Annotated in this window: 17 protein-coding genes and 1 pseudogene; 11 read left to right on the top strand and 7 right to left on the bottom strand. The window is 59.2% G+C overall.

Annotation, left to right across the window (positions count from 1 at the left end; genetic code table 11):
* Positions 1–57: 57 nt before the first annotated feature.
* Both ACQZ5G_RS08935 and ACQZ5G_RS08930 read right to left on the bottom strand, forming a co-directional pair.
* Positions 58–927, bottom strand: a complete 870-nt coding sequence (locus ACQZ5G_RS08935) for a carbon-nitrogen hydrolase family protein (RefSeq protein ID WP_448737159.1) — start codon at positions 925–927, stop codon at positions 58–60.
* Positions 924–1,532: a GNAT family N-acetyltransferase gene (locus tag ACQZ5G_RS08930; protein ID WP_448737160.1), complete on the bottom strand. Its 609-nt coding sequence runs from the start codon at positions 1,530–1,532 to the stop codon at positions 924–926. The genes ACQZ5G_RS08935 and ACQZ5G_RS08930 overlap by 4 nt, the downstream gene beginning before the upstream one ends.
* A gap of 73 nt (positions 1,533–1,605) precedes the next feature.
* On the opposite strand from ACQZ5G_RS08930, the gene ACQZ5G_RS08925 reads away from it, so the two are divergent.
* The 3 genes from ACQZ5G_RS08925 to ACQZ5G_RS08915 all read left to right on the top strand — a co-directional run bounded on the left by ACQZ5G_RS08925 (position 1,606) and on the right by ACQZ5G_RS08915 (position 3,222).
* On the top strand, positions 1,606–2,007 hold the full coding sequence (locus tag ACQZ5G_RS08925) for a ketosteroid isomerase-related protein (protein WP_269314216.1): 402 nt from the start codon (positions 1,606–1,608) through the stop codon (positions 2,005–2,007).
* Between the two features lie 98 nt (positions 2,008–2,105).
* Complete coding sequence (locus tag ACQZ5G_RS08920) at positions 2,106–2,684, top strand: helix-turn-helix domain-containing protein (protein WP_448737161.1); 579 nt, start codon at positions 2,106–2,108, stop codon at positions 2,682–2,684.
* 19 nt (positions 2,685–2,703) lie between these two features.
* Positions 2,704–3,222 (top strand): N-acetyltransferase family protein, encoded by a 519-nt coding sequence (locus ACQZ5G_RS08915; RefSeq protein WP_448737162.1) that lies wholly within the window; start codon positions 2,704–2,706, stop codon positions 3,220–3,222.
* Positions 3,223–3,240: 18 nt separating this feature from the next.
* Here the strand turns inward: ACQZ5G_RS08915 and ACQZ5G_RS08910 are convergent.
* A pseudogene (locus ACQZ5G_RS08910) lies at positions 3,241–4,312 on the bottom strand (alpha/beta hydrolase family protein).
* Positions 4,313–4,457: 145 nt separating this feature from the next.
* Here ACQZ5G_RS08910 and ACQZ5G_RS08905 point away from each other — a divergent pair.
* Positions 4,458–5,552: a helix-turn-helix domain-containing protein gene (locus ACQZ5G_RS08905; protein ID WP_448737163.1), complete on the top strand. Its 1,095-nt coding sequence runs from the start codon at positions 4,458–4,460 to the stop codon at positions 5,550–5,552.
* Positions 5,553–5,559: 7 nt separating this feature from the next.
* Here the strand turns inward: ACQZ5G_RS08905 and ACQZ5G_RS08900 are convergent, their stop codons facing one another.
* Both ACQZ5G_RS08900 and ACQZ5G_RS08895 read right to left on the bottom strand, forming a co-directional pair.
* The gene (locus tag ACQZ5G_RS08900; protein ID WP_065654685.1) at positions 5,560–6,663 is read right to left on the bottom strand and encodes a TRAP transporter substrate-binding protein; all 1,104 of its coding nucleotides are present in this window, start codon (positions 6,661–6,663) and stop codon (positions 5,560–5,562) included.
* Between the two features lie 162 nt (positions 6,664–6,825).
* Positions 6,826–7,296 (bottom strand): group III truncated hemoglobin, encoded by a 471-nt coding sequence (locus tag ACQZ5G_RS08895; RefSeq protein WP_448737164.1) that lies wholly within the window; start codon positions 7,294–7,296, stop codon positions 6,826–6,828.
* Positions 7,297–7,436: 140 nt separating this feature from the next.
* On the opposite strand from ACQZ5G_RS08895, the gene mbfA reads away from it, so the two are divergent.
* On the top strand, positions 7,437–8,420 hold the full coding sequence (gene mbfA / locus ACQZ5G_RS08890; RefSeq protein WP_448737165.1) for an iron exporter MbfA: 984 nt from the start codon (positions 7,437–7,439) through the stop codon (positions 8,418–8,420).
* 56 nt (positions 8,421–8,476) lie between these two features.
* Here mbfA and ACQZ5G_RS08885 read toward each other — a convergent pair whose 3' ends face one another.
* Positions 8,477–9,091: a transglutaminase-like cysteine peptidase gene (locus tag ACQZ5G_RS08885; protein WP_448737166.1), complete on the bottom strand. Its 615-nt coding sequence runs from the start codon at positions 9,089–9,091 to the stop codon at positions 8,477–8,479.
* A 118-nt stretch (positions 9,092–9,209) separates the two neighbouring features.
* Entirely contained in the window at positions 9,210–9,998 is a 789-nt protein-coding gene (locus tag ACQZ5G_RS08880) for an alpha/beta hydrolase (protein ID WP_448737167.1), read from the bottom strand.
* Positions 9,999–10,185: 187 nt separating this feature from the next.
* Here ACQZ5G_RS08880 and infC point away from each other — a divergent pair, with 187 nt between their 5' ends.
* The 6 genes from infC (at position 10,186) to pheT (ending at position 16,139) form a co-directional block, all read left to right on the top strand.
* Positions 10,186–10,722, top strand: coding sequence for a translation initiation factor IF-3 (infC, locus tag ACQZ5G_RS08875; protein ID WP_078051391.1), 537 nt, complete (start codon positions 10,186–10,188; stop codon positions 10,720–10,722).
* A gap of 190 nt (positions 10,723–10,912) precedes the next feature.
* Entirely contained in the window at positions 10,913–11,116 is a 204-nt protein-coding gene (gene rpmI / locus ACQZ5G_RS08870; RefSeq protein WP_035264590.1) for a 50S ribosomal protein L35, read from the top strand.
* Between the two features lie 40 nt (positions 11,117–11,156).
* Positions 11,157–11,561 carry a 50S ribosomal protein L20 gene (rplT, locus tag ACQZ5G_RS08865; RefSeq protein WP_003493358.1) on the top strand — a complete coding sequence of 135 codons (405 nt, stop codon included), beginning with the start codon at positions 11,157–11,159 and terminating at the stop codon, positions 11,559–11,561.
* A gap of 176 nt (positions 11,562–11,737) precedes the next feature.
* A complete protein-coding gene (locus tag ACQZ5G_RS08860; protein WP_448737168.1) occupies positions 11,738–12,616 on the top strand; it encodes a phosphotransferase in 879 nt (292 codons plus the stop codon).
* A complete protein-coding gene (gene pheS / locus ACQZ5G_RS08855; protein ID WP_448737169.1) occupies positions 12,609–13,691 on the top strand; it encodes a phenylalanine--tRNA ligase subunit alpha in 1,083 nt (360 codons plus the stop codon). The genes ACQZ5G_RS08860 and pheS overlap by 8 nt, the downstream gene beginning before the upstream one ends.
* Before the next feature lie 24 nt (positions 13,692–13,715).
* Positions 13,716–16,139, top strand: coding sequence for a phenylalanine--tRNA ligase subunit beta (gene pheT / locus ACQZ5G_RS08850; protein ID WP_448737170.1), 2,424 nt, complete (start codon positions 13,716–13,718; stop codon positions 16,137–16,139).
* Positions 16,140–16,187: the final 48 nt, after the last annotated feature.

Raw genomic sequence — 16,187 nt, 5'->3', positions numbered from 1 at the left:
AGGGGCTTGTCACACCGCAAAGCGGGAATTTGGTTAAAAGCCCTTTAAAATGGGCTTTCAGATCGCAAATTGCTCCGGCCAGTCACGGCGGGTGGCCACCTGTCCTTCGGTGCGGAGCCTTGCGACGGCGGCAAGATCGATATCGGCGATCAGAAGCGTGCTCTGTGTCACCGCATCGCTTTCGCTTTCCGCGACGATACCGGATGCCGGCATGCCGTAGTCGGACGGCACGTAAAGGGCGGCACGGCCGCGATTCTCATCGACGGCGGGAGACCATGGGGCTTCCCCCGCCGTGGGGGCGGAAAGAACGGCATATTGATTTTCCAGCGCCCGTGCCTGCGCGCCGATGCGCACCCGGTAAGCGCCCGCCAGCGTGTCGGTGCAGCTGGGGGCGAGAACGAGTTCGACGCCAAGCTCCGCCAGCCGGCGGCCCAGCATCGGGAACTCGTTGTCGTAACAGATCAGGATGCCCAGCCTGCCGATCGGCGTGTCGAAGGCTTTCAGGCCCTCGACGCCGGCATGAATGTTCCACTGCTCCCGCTCGAAGCGGGTCATGATCTGCTTGTCCTGATAACCGATCAGCCCGTCCGGGCCGAACAGCCATGCGCGGTTGCGGAACTTGCCGTCCGGGTCCTTCACCGGTGCGCTGCCCGGCTGGAAGAGGATTTGATGTTGCCGCGCCAGCTCCTCGCAAAGCTCTACCCAGGAAGGGATCAACGGCTGTATCTCTTCGATAGAACGATGCAGATCGGAGCGCGCGGCGGGCGGCAATTGCCCGGTCAGCGTCATCGCCGAATATTCCGGCAAAAGCAGCAGCTCGGCGCCCTTCTCCTTCGCCTCGCGAACAACGGTGGAAAGATGCGCGGCGTAAGCCTCCCATGTCTCGATCAGTTCGATGGCATATTGGCTGGCGGCAACTCGGGTCATCTGTTTCCGTCTCCTGCGGCGATGTTCTTCATCCAGAAGGACAGGGGTTTCGGGCTCTCGGCGCTCTCGTCGAGGTCCTGCCATGTGAAACTGGTGCGCAGTTCCGGGTGATGGCTATAACCGCGCTTTTCCCAGAAGGTGTTCAGCGGTACGTAGTCCGCCGGCCGTCGTGGATGGTCTGCGGGCCGCTCCACCGCACAGAAAGTGCACCGCTCGAAGCCGAGCCGCTTTGCATGCGCCTCCCGTTCCTCGAAGAAGCGCACGCCGACGCCATGGCCGCGATAGCCGGGCAGCAGCACACTTTCACCGAAGTAGAATATCCGGTCCGGATCGTAACCCGCTTTGACGAAGGGCTCCTTTACCTCGTCTGTCTCTGCCGCCATCGGCATGCCGGTGGACATGCCGATCACTTTGCCGTCGTCGAGCGCCAGCACGAAGACGGCGCCGTCCGTATCGGCATAGGTCGCGAGATATTTGCGCTCATAGTCCAGCGAGCCGTCATAGAGATAGGGAAAGGCGCGAAATACTTCGATCCGCAGGCGCGCGAGGTCATCGAAATAGGGTGTGGCGTCAATGCCGGAAAGAGACTTGATTTCGACGGTCATGGGCATTTTCACTTTCGGTTGCACTGGTTATACCGTCATGGAAAACCCGCGCAAGCATTGAACGGAGAAGACGATGACCGCTGCCGAGACCATCCGCGCCTACTACGAAGCCTTCAACCGTCAGGACATGGATGCCTTTCTGGCGCTTCTTCACGATGAGGTGGTGCACGACATCAATCAGGGCGAGCGCCAGACCGGCAAGGCCGCCTTCGCCTCCTTCATGGACCACATGAACCGCTGCTATAAGGAAAACCTCACCGATATGGTGATCATGGCGAGCGACGACGGCAAACGTGCTTCCGCGGAATTCATCGTGAACGGCGAATATCTCAAGACCGACGAGGGATTGCCCGAGGCGAATGGCCAGAAATACGTACTGCCGGCCGGTGCCTTTTTCGACCTGAAGGACGGAAAAGTTAGCCGAGTAACGAACTACTATAATCTGAACGACTGGATTGCCCAGGTCGGCGCCTGAGACGTTCTTTTGCCGCAAAGCAACCGGCGGCAAAGAAGATGATAGTTTCCATTATCGTAGATATTGACTCCATCATATGAGAGCGCAATTCTCATGTGATGGAAAACGAAGATCATATTCTTGAGCGCTCTATCGGCGAGCGGATCAAAACATTACGGGCCGAAAACGGTTTGACGCTGGACAGGCTCGCCGCCGAATCCGGCGTCAGCCGCGCCATGATTTCCCGGATCGAGCGTGGAGAGGCGAGCCCCACGGCCTCGCTGCTGGCCCGCATCTGCGCAGCCCTTGGCCTGTCGCTTTCCGGTTTCTTCGCTGAAAACGAAGAGGCTGTTTCCCCGCTCATGAAAAAGCGTGATCAGCAGCTCTGGAAAGATCCGGAGACCGGTTATGTGCGCCGCGCCATTTCCCCGCCGCGTGTGGGATCCGATGTCGACATCGTCGAAGTCGAATTTCCGCCCGGCGCGCGCGTCGGTTTCCCTCCGCATGCGGCGAGCCGGGGGATGACGCAATATGTCTGGCTTTTCGAAGGTGTACTGGAAATGACGAGCGGCGGAGACGTTCACCGGCTGGAACCCGGCGATTGCCTTTTCATGCCGGTTGGCGAGGGGCATGTTTTCCACAATCCTACCGAAAAACCTGCCCGTTATGCCGTCGTGCTGGATCAAAGACAGCGCTGATTTCCCAACAGGAGTTTTTATGGCCACCATCCGCGTGTTGAGCCGGGAAGAGACGATTGATGCCCTGCCTGAACTCTGCGAAGTCCTCGCTGCCTGCGTGAACGGCGGCGCGTCCGTCGGCTTCATGTTGCCCTTTTCTCCACAGGATGCCGAACCTTTCTGGCGATCCGCAGCGGAAACAGTGGGCGAGGGGACGACCATTCATGTGGTAGCGGAAGTGGATGGCAAGGTGGTCGGCACCGTGCAGGTCGGCCTTGCTTCCAAACCCAACCAGCCGCATCGCGGCGATCTGATGAAGCTTCTCGTGCATCCGTCCGCGCGAGGCCTGGGGCTCGCCCGCAAACTCATGCAGAAGGTGGAGGAGGAGGCGGCAAAACGTGGTCGTACCCTGCTGGTGCTGGATACGGCCACGGGCAGCGATGCCGAGGCGATTTATCCTCGCCTCGGCTGGGAGCGGGTCGGTGTCATACCCGATTACGCCCTGTTTCCTGATGGACGCTTTTGCGGCACGACCCTGTTTTACAAGCGGATCGGCTAGGCCTCTCAGTCTGCCGCCTTACTGACCCGGCTTCAGTGTACGGTTGAAGGCGGCAGCGATCATCGTCTCCAATTGTGCGTGAATATCCGCGCGGTCCCGCGGTCCGGCCGGTTCGCAGATGGGATCGCGCTCGCCGACGGATTTGAGAAAGGCGCCGGCATCCGGTTTGCACAACGGCAGGAAGCTGAAATGATTGGCCTCGTCCACTTGCTGATAGGTCGCGCCGGGCACTTCGTCCGCGAGTTTATCCGCAAGCACGGCAGGCGGAATTTTGCCCTTGCTGCCGAGATTGATGAAGGTCAGCGGAATATCGATCTGCTTCAGGCTGTCAGGCTGAAAGGCGAGCGCCAGACCGGGATCGACCAGCACGGCGGACCGAATGCGGGGATCGCGGTTCTGCTGCTCGAATCTTGCCTTGTCGATGGTTCTGAGATCGAGCTTCGGCACGCTGACCGGCTCGCCGTTGAGGTAACCCCGGCCACCGGTGAACCATTGGCAATCCATCATCGTGGCATAGTCTTCGCAATAGCGCGCATAGGCATCGAGATCGGCGCGCGCGCCCGAAATCTCCATCGCCGCACTGCCGCCGAGCGAAAAGCCGAGCACGCCGATCCTCTGCGCGTCGATAGCACTCGACCATTTGCCCTTTGCCGTTAGAACAGTGACAATCGTGGAGAGATCATCCGTTCGCTCCCAGATTTTCGGCGTGTCGGCGGGTGTGGAATCGCCACTGGTCGTGCCGGGGTGGTTGGCTCCGGCGACAGAAACCTTCGCTCGCAAGTCTCGCGGCGATCCATGCCATGCCGGACACTCGTGAACCCGAGCCGTGAGACAGAAGCACAAGCGGCAGCCGACCCGGTTTCACGGCGCCTTCCTTGACCATTGGCGTGCCCTGAAAAATCCGGTCATCGCCGGAAAGCGTCTGCGTGCCCTTTCCGTCGGATGGGTACCAGATCGTGACGGCAAGGTCCTTGCCGCGTGCTGGCGAATGGATGGTGGTTTCGCTGACGCCGACAGCCTCGCCTGCAAGAACAGGCTGGGTGACGAGAGCGGAAAACAGGATGGTTGTGATGGTGGTGACAGGGCGCATGAAAACCTCGTGCAGTTGGAAAGAACGGGGTTCAATCTGCGCCGCGACATGTTTTTTGCGTCCTTGATCGTGTTAAAGGTCGTCCCGAAACACGATCTGGTCCATGAATTGGCAATATAAGCCGTTGTTTCGGGGATATTCATTCGTGCTGTTCATTCCGCTGCCTTTCGTTGTGGCGCTTCTGCTGGTTGTCATGTTCATCGTTTTCTTTCGAGGCGGAGACGATGTGCGAACCAATCGGGCCTTTCTGACGCTGATCGCGCTTTGCGCCCTGCAATCCGTCCTTGTCGGTCTGCGCTGGGGGTATGGCGTCAGCGAAACGCGTTATGTTTTGCCGGTCCTCGCCGCCTGCCTGCCGCCGCTCGTCTACATTGCTTTTCGTGGGCTGATGAGAGTGGCGGCGGAGAGCCGGATAGCGATGCTTGCCAACCTCGCTTTGTCGCCTTTGCTCGTCGTCACCATGGAATTCACCTGGCCTATGGCGATTGATCTTGCGCTGATCGTCATCTTCGTCGGCCACGCCATTGCCCTGCTTCTCCTTGGCAGAAAGGGGCCTGATGGGCTGGACGAGGCGCAATTTGCCAGCGTCACCTCGGCGCACCGGGCGCTTATCATCGCTGCCATCGCTCTTTGTGTTTCTGCCCTGTTCGATCTGCTCGTGTTTTTCGATTTCGAATGGGCGCATGGGCAGAATGTTGCAGCGCTGGTCAGCAATGCCAATCTTTTCGGCCTGCTGTTGATTGGCCTCATGGCCGCGCTGGCCGGGAAGAGCAAGGCACCGCAAACAGGCATAGAACCTGTCGCGGAATTGTCAGCATCGACGGAGCCATCGGAACAGGACCGCGATATCGTCGCAAGGGTTGATCGGCTGATGGAGACACAGGCGCTTTACCGCGACGAGAACCTCAACCTGTCGCGGCTCGCCAGACGCCTCGGCCTGCCGAGCCGGCAGATATCAGGCGCGATCAACCGCTCGCTCGGCGTCAATGTCTCGCAATATGTCAACCAGTTGCGCATCCGCGAAGCCTGCCGGCTTTTGGAGGAGACGGAGCAATCGGTGACGGCGATCATGCTGTCCTCCGGCTTTCAGACCAAGTCCAACTTCAACCGCGAATTTCGCCGCGTCACCGGCATGAGCCCGGTGGACTGGCGGGAGCGTGAAGTGTGGAAGCTGGTCTCGCCAAACAAAACGGTCACCCGGCAGCTGCCGGATGACCGTTTAAAGATCGTCGGAAAATGATGGGGGATCAGAGCGTGCCGTTGCGCTGCTGGATCATCATGTAGGTGTCATAGGTATATTCGGCGATCTGCGCCCAGAGATAGGCGTCCTTTTTGAAGGCCTGCTGGCTCTCGTAGATCTTCTTGAAGCTCTCGTTCTTGGCAGAAATCTCCGCATAGGTGTCCTGGGCCGCCTTGTGGCAGACATCGAGGATTTCCTGGCTGAAGGGGCGCAGGATGGCGCCCTGCGCCACGAGTTCCTTCAGTGCCTTCGGATTGCGCGCATCGTAACGTTCCAGCATGCTGGCGCTGCCGGCGGCGCAGGCGTCTTTCAGGATGCGCTTGTAGTTCTCCGGCAGCTCATTGAACTTCTGCAGGTTCACGAAGGCATGAACGGCCGGACCGCCTTCCCACCATGCCGGGTAATAGTAATATTTCGCGACCTTGTAGAAGCCGAGCTTCTGGTCGTCATAGGGGCCGACGAATTCGGTCGCGTCGATCGTGCCCTTTTCCAGAGCCGCATAGACATCGCCGCCGGCGATCTGCTGCGGCGTGACACCGACCTTCTGCATCACCTGACCGGTCAAGCCGGCAATGCGCATCTTCAGGCCCTTCAGGTCATCGATGGTGTTGATTTCCTTGCGGAACCAGCCGCCCATCTGGGCGCCGGTATTGCCGAGCAGGATCGAGTAGATATTGTGCTGCGCCAAGAATTCATTGAGCAGCTCATTGCCACCGGCCTGATTGAACCAGGCATTGGTCTGCCGTGCATTGAGGCCGAAAGGAACCGAGGTTCCGAGCGCGAAGGTCGGGTCCTTGCCGACGTAATAATAGGAGCAGGTATGCGCCATTTCGACGGTCCCGGCCGTCACCGCATCCGCCGCCTGCAGCGCCGGCACGATTTCGCCGCCGGCAAAGTGCTGAATGACGAAGTTGCCGCCGGAGGCTTCCTTGACATGATCGGCGACGATCTGGCCCGCGCCGAAAAGAATGTCGAGGCCCTTGGTGAAGGACGACGTCATGCGCCAGGTGATCTTGGGGTTTTCCTGCGCGATGGCCGGAGCGGCAAGCGCTGTTGCGGTAACACCGGCGCCGAGAGCGCCCGCCTTTCGGATAAATGATCTGCGATCCATGTCGATAAGCCCTGCTATGTCTGCACATTATAGGCGAACCGCACGGTACGCCTCCCGCCGGCTACTAATCATTTATCCCCGCAGCCATCAAGAGGGAATGTTTGAAACTTGCGTGATCTCCGGTGATGCTTGGCGAATGTTGCGTCGTCACGTCTTTCCGCGTCACTTGCTACGCATCAACGCCGGGTCGTCCATTGCGGGATTGTAAAACAGTGAAAGCGTCAGGCTTCTTGCGATGCGTTCCGCCGTTTCCATGAACCAGCCATAGGCCTCTCTGTTCGGCGCGATGTCATCCAGCGTGGCGGAAAAAAGCGCAAGCCATTGCGGGAAAAGCTCCGCCGACATGCCCTTTACGCCGAGATGCGCCTGCACGGGCTTGCCGCCATAGCCACCATTCTTGAACGCGACAGCCGCCCAGAATTGCTTCATCCTGGCCATATGCTCCGGCCAGCGCCCGGCAAGCCGCGCATCAAAAACCGGGCCGAGCGTGGGGTGTTCAAGAACGCGACCGTAGAATGTCTCCACCAGCAGATCGATGAAATCGGCATCGACGCCGATCTCTGCCATGGCTTTTTCCGCCCTGTCCTGAATTTCCGCGCTGTGGGCGGCTCTGGCCGCAACGTCGTTCTGCATGGTGTTTCCTTTTTGGTGAATTTACCCCGCTGCGATGCGGCCTGCAATGCGACCCTTTGCCTTGTTAGAATTATTCTAAAATAGCTTGATCCTGCTGCGGCATGGATATATTTAGAATTATTCTAAAAAAGGTTTCAGCCATGTTTCGCAGTCTTTTTTCCCTGTCCAAACGCCCCTTTTCCTCCCTCGGTGAGCAGGAGATCCTCGCGCTCGCCATTTCTTCCGAAGAGGACGATTCCCGTATCTATCGCTCCTATGCCGATCATCTGCGCGCGCAATATCCGCAATCGGCGAAAGTCTTCGACGATATGGCGGAGGTCGAGCAGCAGCATCGAAACGTGTTGATCGACATGCATCGCCGCCGCTTCGGAGAAACCATTCCGCTGATCCGCCGCGAACATGTGCGTGGTTTTTACGAGCGTACCCCGGACTGGCTGGTGAAGAACCTGTCGCTCGAAAAAATCCGCGCCCAGGCCGAATTGATGGAAGCTCAGGCGATCCGTTTTTACGACGAGGCCGTCAAGCGTACCAGCGATGCCTCGACACGCAAGCTCCTCGGCGATCTGGCCGAGGCGGAGCGGGGTCACGAAGACATTGCGCAGATGCTGGAAGAAAAACACCTCGATGAAAACGGCAAGACCGAAGAGGCGGAAACCGCAAAACGGCAATTTCTTCTGACCTATATTCAGCCGGGTCTTGCGGGGCTTATGGATGGCTCCGTCTCGACGCTCGCGCCGATTTTCGCGGCCGCCTTTGCCACGCAGGATACCTGGCAGACCTTTCTCATCGGCCTCTCGGCCTCCGTCGGTGCGGGCATCTCCATGGGTTTCACCGAGGCCGCCCATGATGACGGCAAGCTTTCTGGCCGCGGTTCTCCGGTAAAGCGGGGCCTGGCCTCGGGCATCATGACGGCCATAGGCGGCCTCGGCCACGCATTGCCCTATCTCATTCCGCATTTCTGGACAGCGACCGCGATTGCCGCCGTCGTCGTTTTCGTGGAACTCTGGGCCATCGCCTTCATTCAGAACCGCTTCATGGAAACGCCGTTCCTGCGCGCGGTGTTTCAGGTGGTCCTTGGCGGCTCACTGGTGCTGGCGGCCGGCATTATCATCGGCAATGGCTGAAAAAAGAAAGAGCCCGCGATAGCGGGCTCTCAATCCATCAAACGTGGAACCAGGCGTTAGCGCAATGCGCCGACCAGCACGTCGCGACCGTCTTCGATTGAGACCCAACGGCCCGTATTGAAGGACGCCTGCCGCTTCAGATAGGTGTAGTTGGTGTCGGTCCATAGCTTCACGTCGTCGGTGAGATTGTCGAGAATATAGTCGCCGTCGGTGGTGCGAAGGGTCAGCACGGCATGGCCCTCGCCATCCGGCTTACGCACGACGGTGATCAGAAGATCATCCACGGAAAAACCGCGCTCGACCAGCTTCTTTCGCTTCAGCAGCACGAAATCTTCGCAGTCGCCGGCGGTCGTCGGATATTCCCAGACTTCGTCCTTGCCGTAGATTTCCTGGTCGGTCATCGCCACGATGGTGGTGTTGACGGACGTATTGACCTCGCGAATGACATCCCAGCCATAATCCGTGACGCGCGGCGGCGGCGTCGCCTTGCTGCGAATATTGCACTCGTCGGCATATTTCTGACAGAACTCATAATGGCCGATAGGCTGGGAGGTAATCCCCCCCGTCACCATGGAAGGGCTTCCCTTGGTTTCCGCCGTGGCGGAGGCAGCAGTCATTAGCCCGGCGGCAACTGCAAACAGCAGCGCACGCGCCAGCGGTGCGTTCATCATGAAACCCGTCCCTTAATTCTTAACGAAAAGTTAAGAGGGATAGGGGGCTTGAGTCAATCGCTAGCAATCGGCGGCGCGCAAGACTCGTCGAATATGGTTAAGAGCGTTGCGCAAATGCCTATATTGCAAGGGCTTTGACCGCGGCGAGCATCCGCTCGATATCCTGCGGCCGGGAAAGCCGATGGTCGCCGTCGCGGATCAACGTCAGCACGACGTCGTCGGACGGAAGATGTTCGATAAGCTTCAGTGCATGCTGATAGGGAACATCCGGGTCGCGCATGCCCTGCAGGATGTGAACGGGGCAGCCGGTGGTGATGATACCCTGCAGCACACGGTTCTGCTTCCCGTCCTCCATCAGCGCGCGGGTGAAGATGTTGGGCTCGGGGCTATATTCCGAATGTTCCTCGAAATATCCCTTTTCCGCCAGAGAGGTCTTTTCCGCATCCGAAAGGCTGGGCTCTATCAGCTCCTGCGTGAAATCCGGCGCTGGCGCAATGAGGACGAGACCGGCGACGGATGGCGCGCTACCCGTCTTGCGCAGCTCCTCGACCATGCGTAGCGCAATCCATCCGCCCATGGAGGAACCGATGAGAACGACGCGCGACGGCGCCTTTGCGCGCACCACGGCAAGCGCCTCTTCCAGCCAGCGGGAAATCGTGCCCTTCCTGAAGTCGCCGCCGGAAGCGCCATGGCCGGAATAGTCGAGCCGCAGGCAGGCAAGACCGTTTTCAGCGGCGAAGCGATCGAGTTCAACCGCCTTGGTTCCGGTCATGTCGGAACGATAGCCGCCGAGCCATACCAGCATCGGCATTTTCTCGCCCGAAGCCGCCGGGCGATGAAGGAAAGCGATGTCGCGCGTGTCGTTGTCGGAGCCTACACGCAGGAATTCAGCGGCTTGTTCGGTCATGTATATGCAATTCTCCTGATTTTGGTGCAACAACGGCGGCGTATTTGCAAAAACCGTGACAACAGGTGATCTTTTCGGGCAGATATGCTATTGACTTCGCCACGGCAATAACGACATTTCCGCCGCTTGTACCAAACAAGCTGTTTTTTGCTGACGTGATCCAGAAACAGATCAGGAGAATACGACCATTCGCAGACCTTTCAAAGCCGATGCCCCCGTCAAGGAGGGGCCGCGCTCCAACCGGGAAATTCGGGTTCCCAGAGTTCAGCTTATTGATGAAGAGGGCCAGAACCTCGGTAGCATGCCGACGGATCAGGCTTTGAAACTGGCGGAGGAGGCCGGTCTCGATCTCGTTGAGATTTCGCCGAACGCGGAACCGCCGGTATGCAAGATCCTCGATCTCGGCAAGCTGAAGTACTCGACCCAGAAAAAGGCCGCTGAAGCGCGCAAGAAACAGAAGATTGTCGAAGTTAAAGAAATCAAGATGCGCCCGAACATCGACACGCATGACTATGACGTGAAGATGAAGGCGATGGGCCGTTTCTTTGACGATGGCGACAAGGTGAAGGTAACGCTGAAGTTCCGCGGCCGCGAAATGGCCCACCAGGAACTCGGCATGAAGCTTCTCCTCCAGGTGAAGGAAGACACCCAGGCGATTGCCAAGGTGGAGGCCGAGCCGAAGCTGGAAGGCCGTCAGATGATGATGGTTCTCGCCCCGAAATAATCTTTTTACGCGTTCACATCACCGGCGCGTATCCCACCGCAAGGGGAAATTCTTATTCCCCGTTGCGCTTTTAGCCGACTGCGGTTATAAGCGCGCGTCCGAACGGTCCGGCAGGGCATGCCGAGGCCGTTCCTGAATAGCTTGAAATAGGCCTCGTCTGCCTGTTTCGATACAAAAACGGAGTAGCAAAATGCCCAAGATGAAGACGAAGTCCGCTGCAAAGAAGCGGTTCAAGATCACCGCAACCGGCAAGGTTGTTGCAGCCGCCGCCGGCAAGCGCCACGGCATGATCAAGCGTACCAACAAGTTCATTCGCGACGCGCGCGGAACCATGGTTCTCGCCGACGCTGACGGCAAGAAGGTCGTCAAGAACTACCTGCCGAACGGTCTCTGAGACTTTTCCGCACATTTGGACACTTTAAGGAGATCATGACATGGCACGCGTAAAACGTGGCGTAACTTCCCGCGCCAAGCACACCAAGACACTCAAGGCAGCCAAGGGCTTCTACGGCCGCCGCAAGAACACCATCCGCGCAGCAAAGGCTGCCGTGGATCGTTCCAAGCAGTACGCTTACCGCGACCGCAAGGTCAACAAGCGCAACTTCCGCGCTCTGTGGATCCAGCGTATCAACGCTGCTGTTCGCGAATTCGGCCTGACCTACGGCCGCTTCATCGACGGCCTGAACAAGGCTGGCATCGAAGTTGACCGCAAGGTTCTGTCCGACATGGCTATCCATGAGCCGGCAGCATTCGGCGCGCTCGTCGAAGCAGCGAAGAAGGCTCTTGAGTACCTCAAGGATGCTGGTACGGCCAACGAGTTTGAAACCGCTGTAAAGTAATTACGGCGCGGACAATCTGTTGTTCATTTGAAACCCGCGCCGGTTCTCCGGCGCGGGTTTTGCGTTTGGCTGGTGCACCCGCCTAGTCGAGAATGTATCGTAGTTTTTAATTTAGAAATTTAGGAAAAATAGAGTATCCAGCGCGTCTGCCCTGAAAAATCTTCTGGTGGACGAGAATGCTGGTTAATGAAAATCAGGCTGAAACAGCCGAAGGGTTTCGAGTACATCTTGATGATGCAGATATTGCCACTCTCATGCACGCTTTGTTAAAAAGTGAGCGGCGGGTCCAGAAGGTTGAGCTGTCGCAACTGACAGTATGGATCAAGCGCCAGGGCACGGAAACGCCGTCCTGGTGGATAAAGCTGCAGACCTTTCTCGCAAAGCTGCTTCCCTACACCTTCATGCGCCCTTCGCCGCCGCTCGACGGTGCCGGCCTGATGCGTCGCGAACTCGACACGTTGCAGGCCTTCAAGGCCAGTGGTTTTCCGGTCCCGCCCGTGATTTATTCTTCCCGGACCGCAGTTGTGCTGGGCGACGTTGGTCCCACCATCATCGAGCGAATGGACGCGATAAAGGCAACTGCGCCGGCGGAACATGATGCCCTGCTGGTAAAATCTGCCGAGGCACTTGGCGAATTGCATGCGGCAGGCCTTTGCCATGGGCGCCCGCATGTGCGCGACTTTTTTCTCGAACATGGCCGCGTCGGTTTCATGGATTTCGAGGAGCGCCCGCAGGAAGTCATGCCGCTCGAGACGGCGCAGGCCCGGGATATATGGCTGCTGTTTTTACAGGTCGCGACACGCGCCTGCGATGCGCGGAAAACCTGCGATGCCGCCTTCGCCCGCTGGCGCGAAAACGCCCCGCCCCGGGCGCTGGAAGAATTGTGCCGTCTGACCGGCATTCTGGGGCGTTTTTTACCGGTTGCCCGGTTGATCGGGCGCGTGCGGATGGGTAGTGATCTGCGACGCTTTATCATGGCGACCGACTATCTGATGAATGCTGTGAACCCCGAAGCCGCTGTTAAAAAGACCGGCAAGGCAGGAAAAGATGACTGAACTTGATACCTTGAAATCGCAATTGATGTCGGAGATCGCCACCGCTGCCGATGAGCCGGCCATTGAAGCCGTGCGTGTTTCCGCGCTTGGCAAGAAGGGCTCGGTTTCGGAGCTTCTGAAGACGCTTGGCAGCATGACGCCGGAAGAGCGCCAGACCCGCGGCGCCGCCATCAACCAGCTCAAGACCGAAATCACCGACCTCATCGGCGAGCGCAAGAATGCGCTGAAGGACGCCGCCATTGCTGCGCGCCTGAAGGCCGAAACGGTGGATGTCAGCCTGCCGGTTCGCCAGTCTCCGGCCGAGCGCGGCCGCATTCATCCGATCAGCCAGATCGTCGATGAAATCACCGCGATCTTCGCGGATATGGGTTTCTCGATCGCCGAAGGTCCCGATATCGAGACCGATTATTACAACTTCACGGCGCTGAATTTCCCCGAAGGCCATCCGGCCCGCGAAATGCACGACACCTTCTTCTTCCAGCCGGATGAAAACGGCGAGCGCAAGGTGCTGCGCACCCACACCTCGCCGGTGCAGATCCGCACCATGGAAAGCCAGAAGCCGCCGATCCGCATCGTCATTCCCGGCAAGACCTATCGCCAGGATTCCGACGCCACCCATTCGCCGATGTTCCATCAGGTCGAAGGCCTTGTCATCGACAAGAAGGCGCATGTCGGCAATCTGCGCTGGATTCTCGAAGAATTTTGCAAGACCTTCTTCGAGGTCGACAGCGTGGTCATGCGCTTCCGCCCGTCCTTCTTCCCCTTCACGGAGCCGAGCTTCGAGGTGGACATCCAGTGCGACCGTTCCGGCCCCATCGTCAAGTTCGGCGAAGGCAATGACTGGATGGAGATCCTCGGCTGCGGCATGGTGCACCCGAACGTGCTGCGCGCCGGCGGGCTGGACCCGGATGAATATCAGGGCTTTGCCTGGGGCATGGGCCTCGACCGCATCGCCATGCTGAAATACGGCATGCCTGACCTGCGCGATTTCTTCAACGCCGATGTCCGCTGGATGAACCACTACGGCTTCCGCCCGCTCGACATGCCGACGCTGTTCGGCGGTTTGAGCGTTTAATCCGGTTAGCCAAGGAGCAAAGACATGAAATTCACTCTTTCCTGGCTGAAAGAGCATCTCGATACCGATGCGACGCTGGACGAGATTTGCGAGCGGCTGACGGCGATTGGCCTCGAAGTCGAGGACGTTGACGACAAGGCGGCCTACAAGCCTTTCGTCATCGCCAAGGTGCTCTCCGCCGAGAAGCACCCGGAAGCTGACCGTCTGAAGGTTCTCTCCGTCGACGCCGGCGACGGCAAGCCGGTGCAGATCGTCTGCGGCGCGCCGAATGCACGCGCCGGCCTCGTCGGTGCGCTCGCGCGTCCGGGCATGTATGTTCCGGGCATCGACGTCACCCTTGCCGTCGGCAAGATACGCGGGGTGGAAAGCCACGGCATGATGTGCTCCGAAAAGGAGCTGAACATTTCCGACGATCACGACGGCATCATCGACCTGCCGGAAGATGCGCCTGTTGGTACCTCCTTCGCCGCCTATGCCGGGCTCGACGATCCGGTCATCGAAATCAACCTGACCCCGAACCGGCCGGACTGCACCTCGATTTACGGTATTGCCCGCGATCTCGCCGCTTCCGGTCTCGGTAAGCTGAAAACGAGACCCGCGCCGTCCTTCAAGGTGGAAGGCGCAACCCCGGTCGACGTGAAGCTTGAGCTGGACGATGCGGCGCTCTGCCCCGGCTTTTCGCTGCGCATCGTGCGCGGCGTCAAGAACGGCCCCAGCCCGAGATGGATGCAGCAGCGCCTGCTGGCAATCGGCCTGCGTCCCATCAATGCGCTTGTCGACATCACTAACTACATGACCTTCGATCAGGGCCGGCCGATGCACGTCTTCGACGCCGCCAAGGTCAAGGGCGATCTGACGGTTCGCCGCGCAAAAGAGGGCGAGACGATCCTTGCGCTCGACCAGCGTGAATATAAGCTCGGCCCGAACAATGTCGTCATCGCCGACGAGAAAGGCCTCGAGTCCATCGGCGGCGTCATGGGTGGCGAACATTCCGGCTGCGATGAAAACACCGTCGACGTGCTGATTGAGTCCGCACTCTGGGATCCGATCAACATCGCCAAGACCGGCCGTTCGCTCGGCATCATTACCGATGCACGTTATCGTTTCGAACGTGGCGTCGATCCTGAATATATGGTTCCGGGTCTGGAACGCACCACGGAATTGGTCCTCGAACTGTGCGGCGGCGTCGCCGGCGAAGCCCGGGTCGTCGGTTACAAGGGGCATCAGCCGAAGGTCGTGGATTTCCCGCTGGCGGAAGTGAAGCGTCTGACAGGTCTGGAAGTCTCGGCGGAAGAGAGTCTCGCCATTCTCAAGGGTCTCGGTTTCGGCGTTGAGGGAACGGGCGAGCGTGTGTCCGTCACCGTGCCGTCCTGGCGTCCGGATGTCGATGGCAAGGCCGATCTGGTGGAAGAGGTCATGCGCATCCATGGCGTCGACAACATCAAGCCGGAGCCGCTGGAAAGCTTCGGCGCCGTCAATGGCCGTATCCTGACCACGCTGCAGATCCGTACGCGTACCGCGCGCCGTGCGCTGGCAAGCCGCGGCATGCTCGAGGCCGTCACCTGGTCCTTCATCCCGGCAGCGCAGGCAAAGCTGTTCGGTGGTGGTTCACCCGCGCTGAAACTCGCAAACCCCATCGCAGCCGATATGTCGGACATGCGGCCCTCGCTGCTGCCCGGCCTTTTGACCGCCGCACAGCGCAATGCCGATAAAGGGCATAGTGATGTCGCAATCTTCGAGGTCTCCGGCACCTATGAGGGCGATACGCCTGATGCGCAGCGCCGCGTTGCCGGCGGTGTTCGCCGTGGCACGGCCTCGCTCGCAGGCAGCGGTCGCATGTGGTCAAATGCTTTGAAGGGCGGCGGCAAGCCGGTCGATGTCTATGACGCCAAGGCCGATGCGCTGGCGGTGCTGGAAGCCTGCGGCCTGCCCATGGCCAATGTGCAGATCGAAGCCGGCGGCCCCGGCTGGTATCACCCCGGCCGCTCCGGTACCATCAAGATGGGTCCGAAGGTCGTGCTCGGTTATTTCGGCGAGTTCCATCCAAAGACGCTGTCCGAACTGGACGTCTCCGGCGCCTATTGCGGGTTCGAGATTTATCTCGACGCCATGCAGGAGCCGAAGAAGAAGGCAACCCGCACCAAGCCTGCGCTCGAGCTTTCGCCCTTCCAGGCAGTCAAGCGCGATTTCGCCTTCGTGGTCGACAAGTCGGTCGAGGCGGGGGCCATCATCAAGGCTGCAACCAGCGCCGACCGCAAGCTGATCACCGGTGTCAATGTCTTCGATATTTTCGAGGGCGCATCGCTCGGTGAAAACCGCAAGTCGGTCGCCATCGAAGTTCAGATCCAGCCGGTCGACAAGACGCTGACGGACGAGGATTTCGAGGCGCTGACGGCCAAGATCGTCGGCAATGTGGAGAAATCGACGGGCGGTGTTCTGCGCGCCTGAAAACGGATGACGGAATGAAAAAAGCCGCGGCAATTGCCGCGGCTTTTT

The sequence above is a fragment of the Agrobacterium sp. 22-214-1 genome, from assembly GCF_053522465.1.
This window is presented reverse-complemented; position numbering and strand designations above follow the sequence as displayed.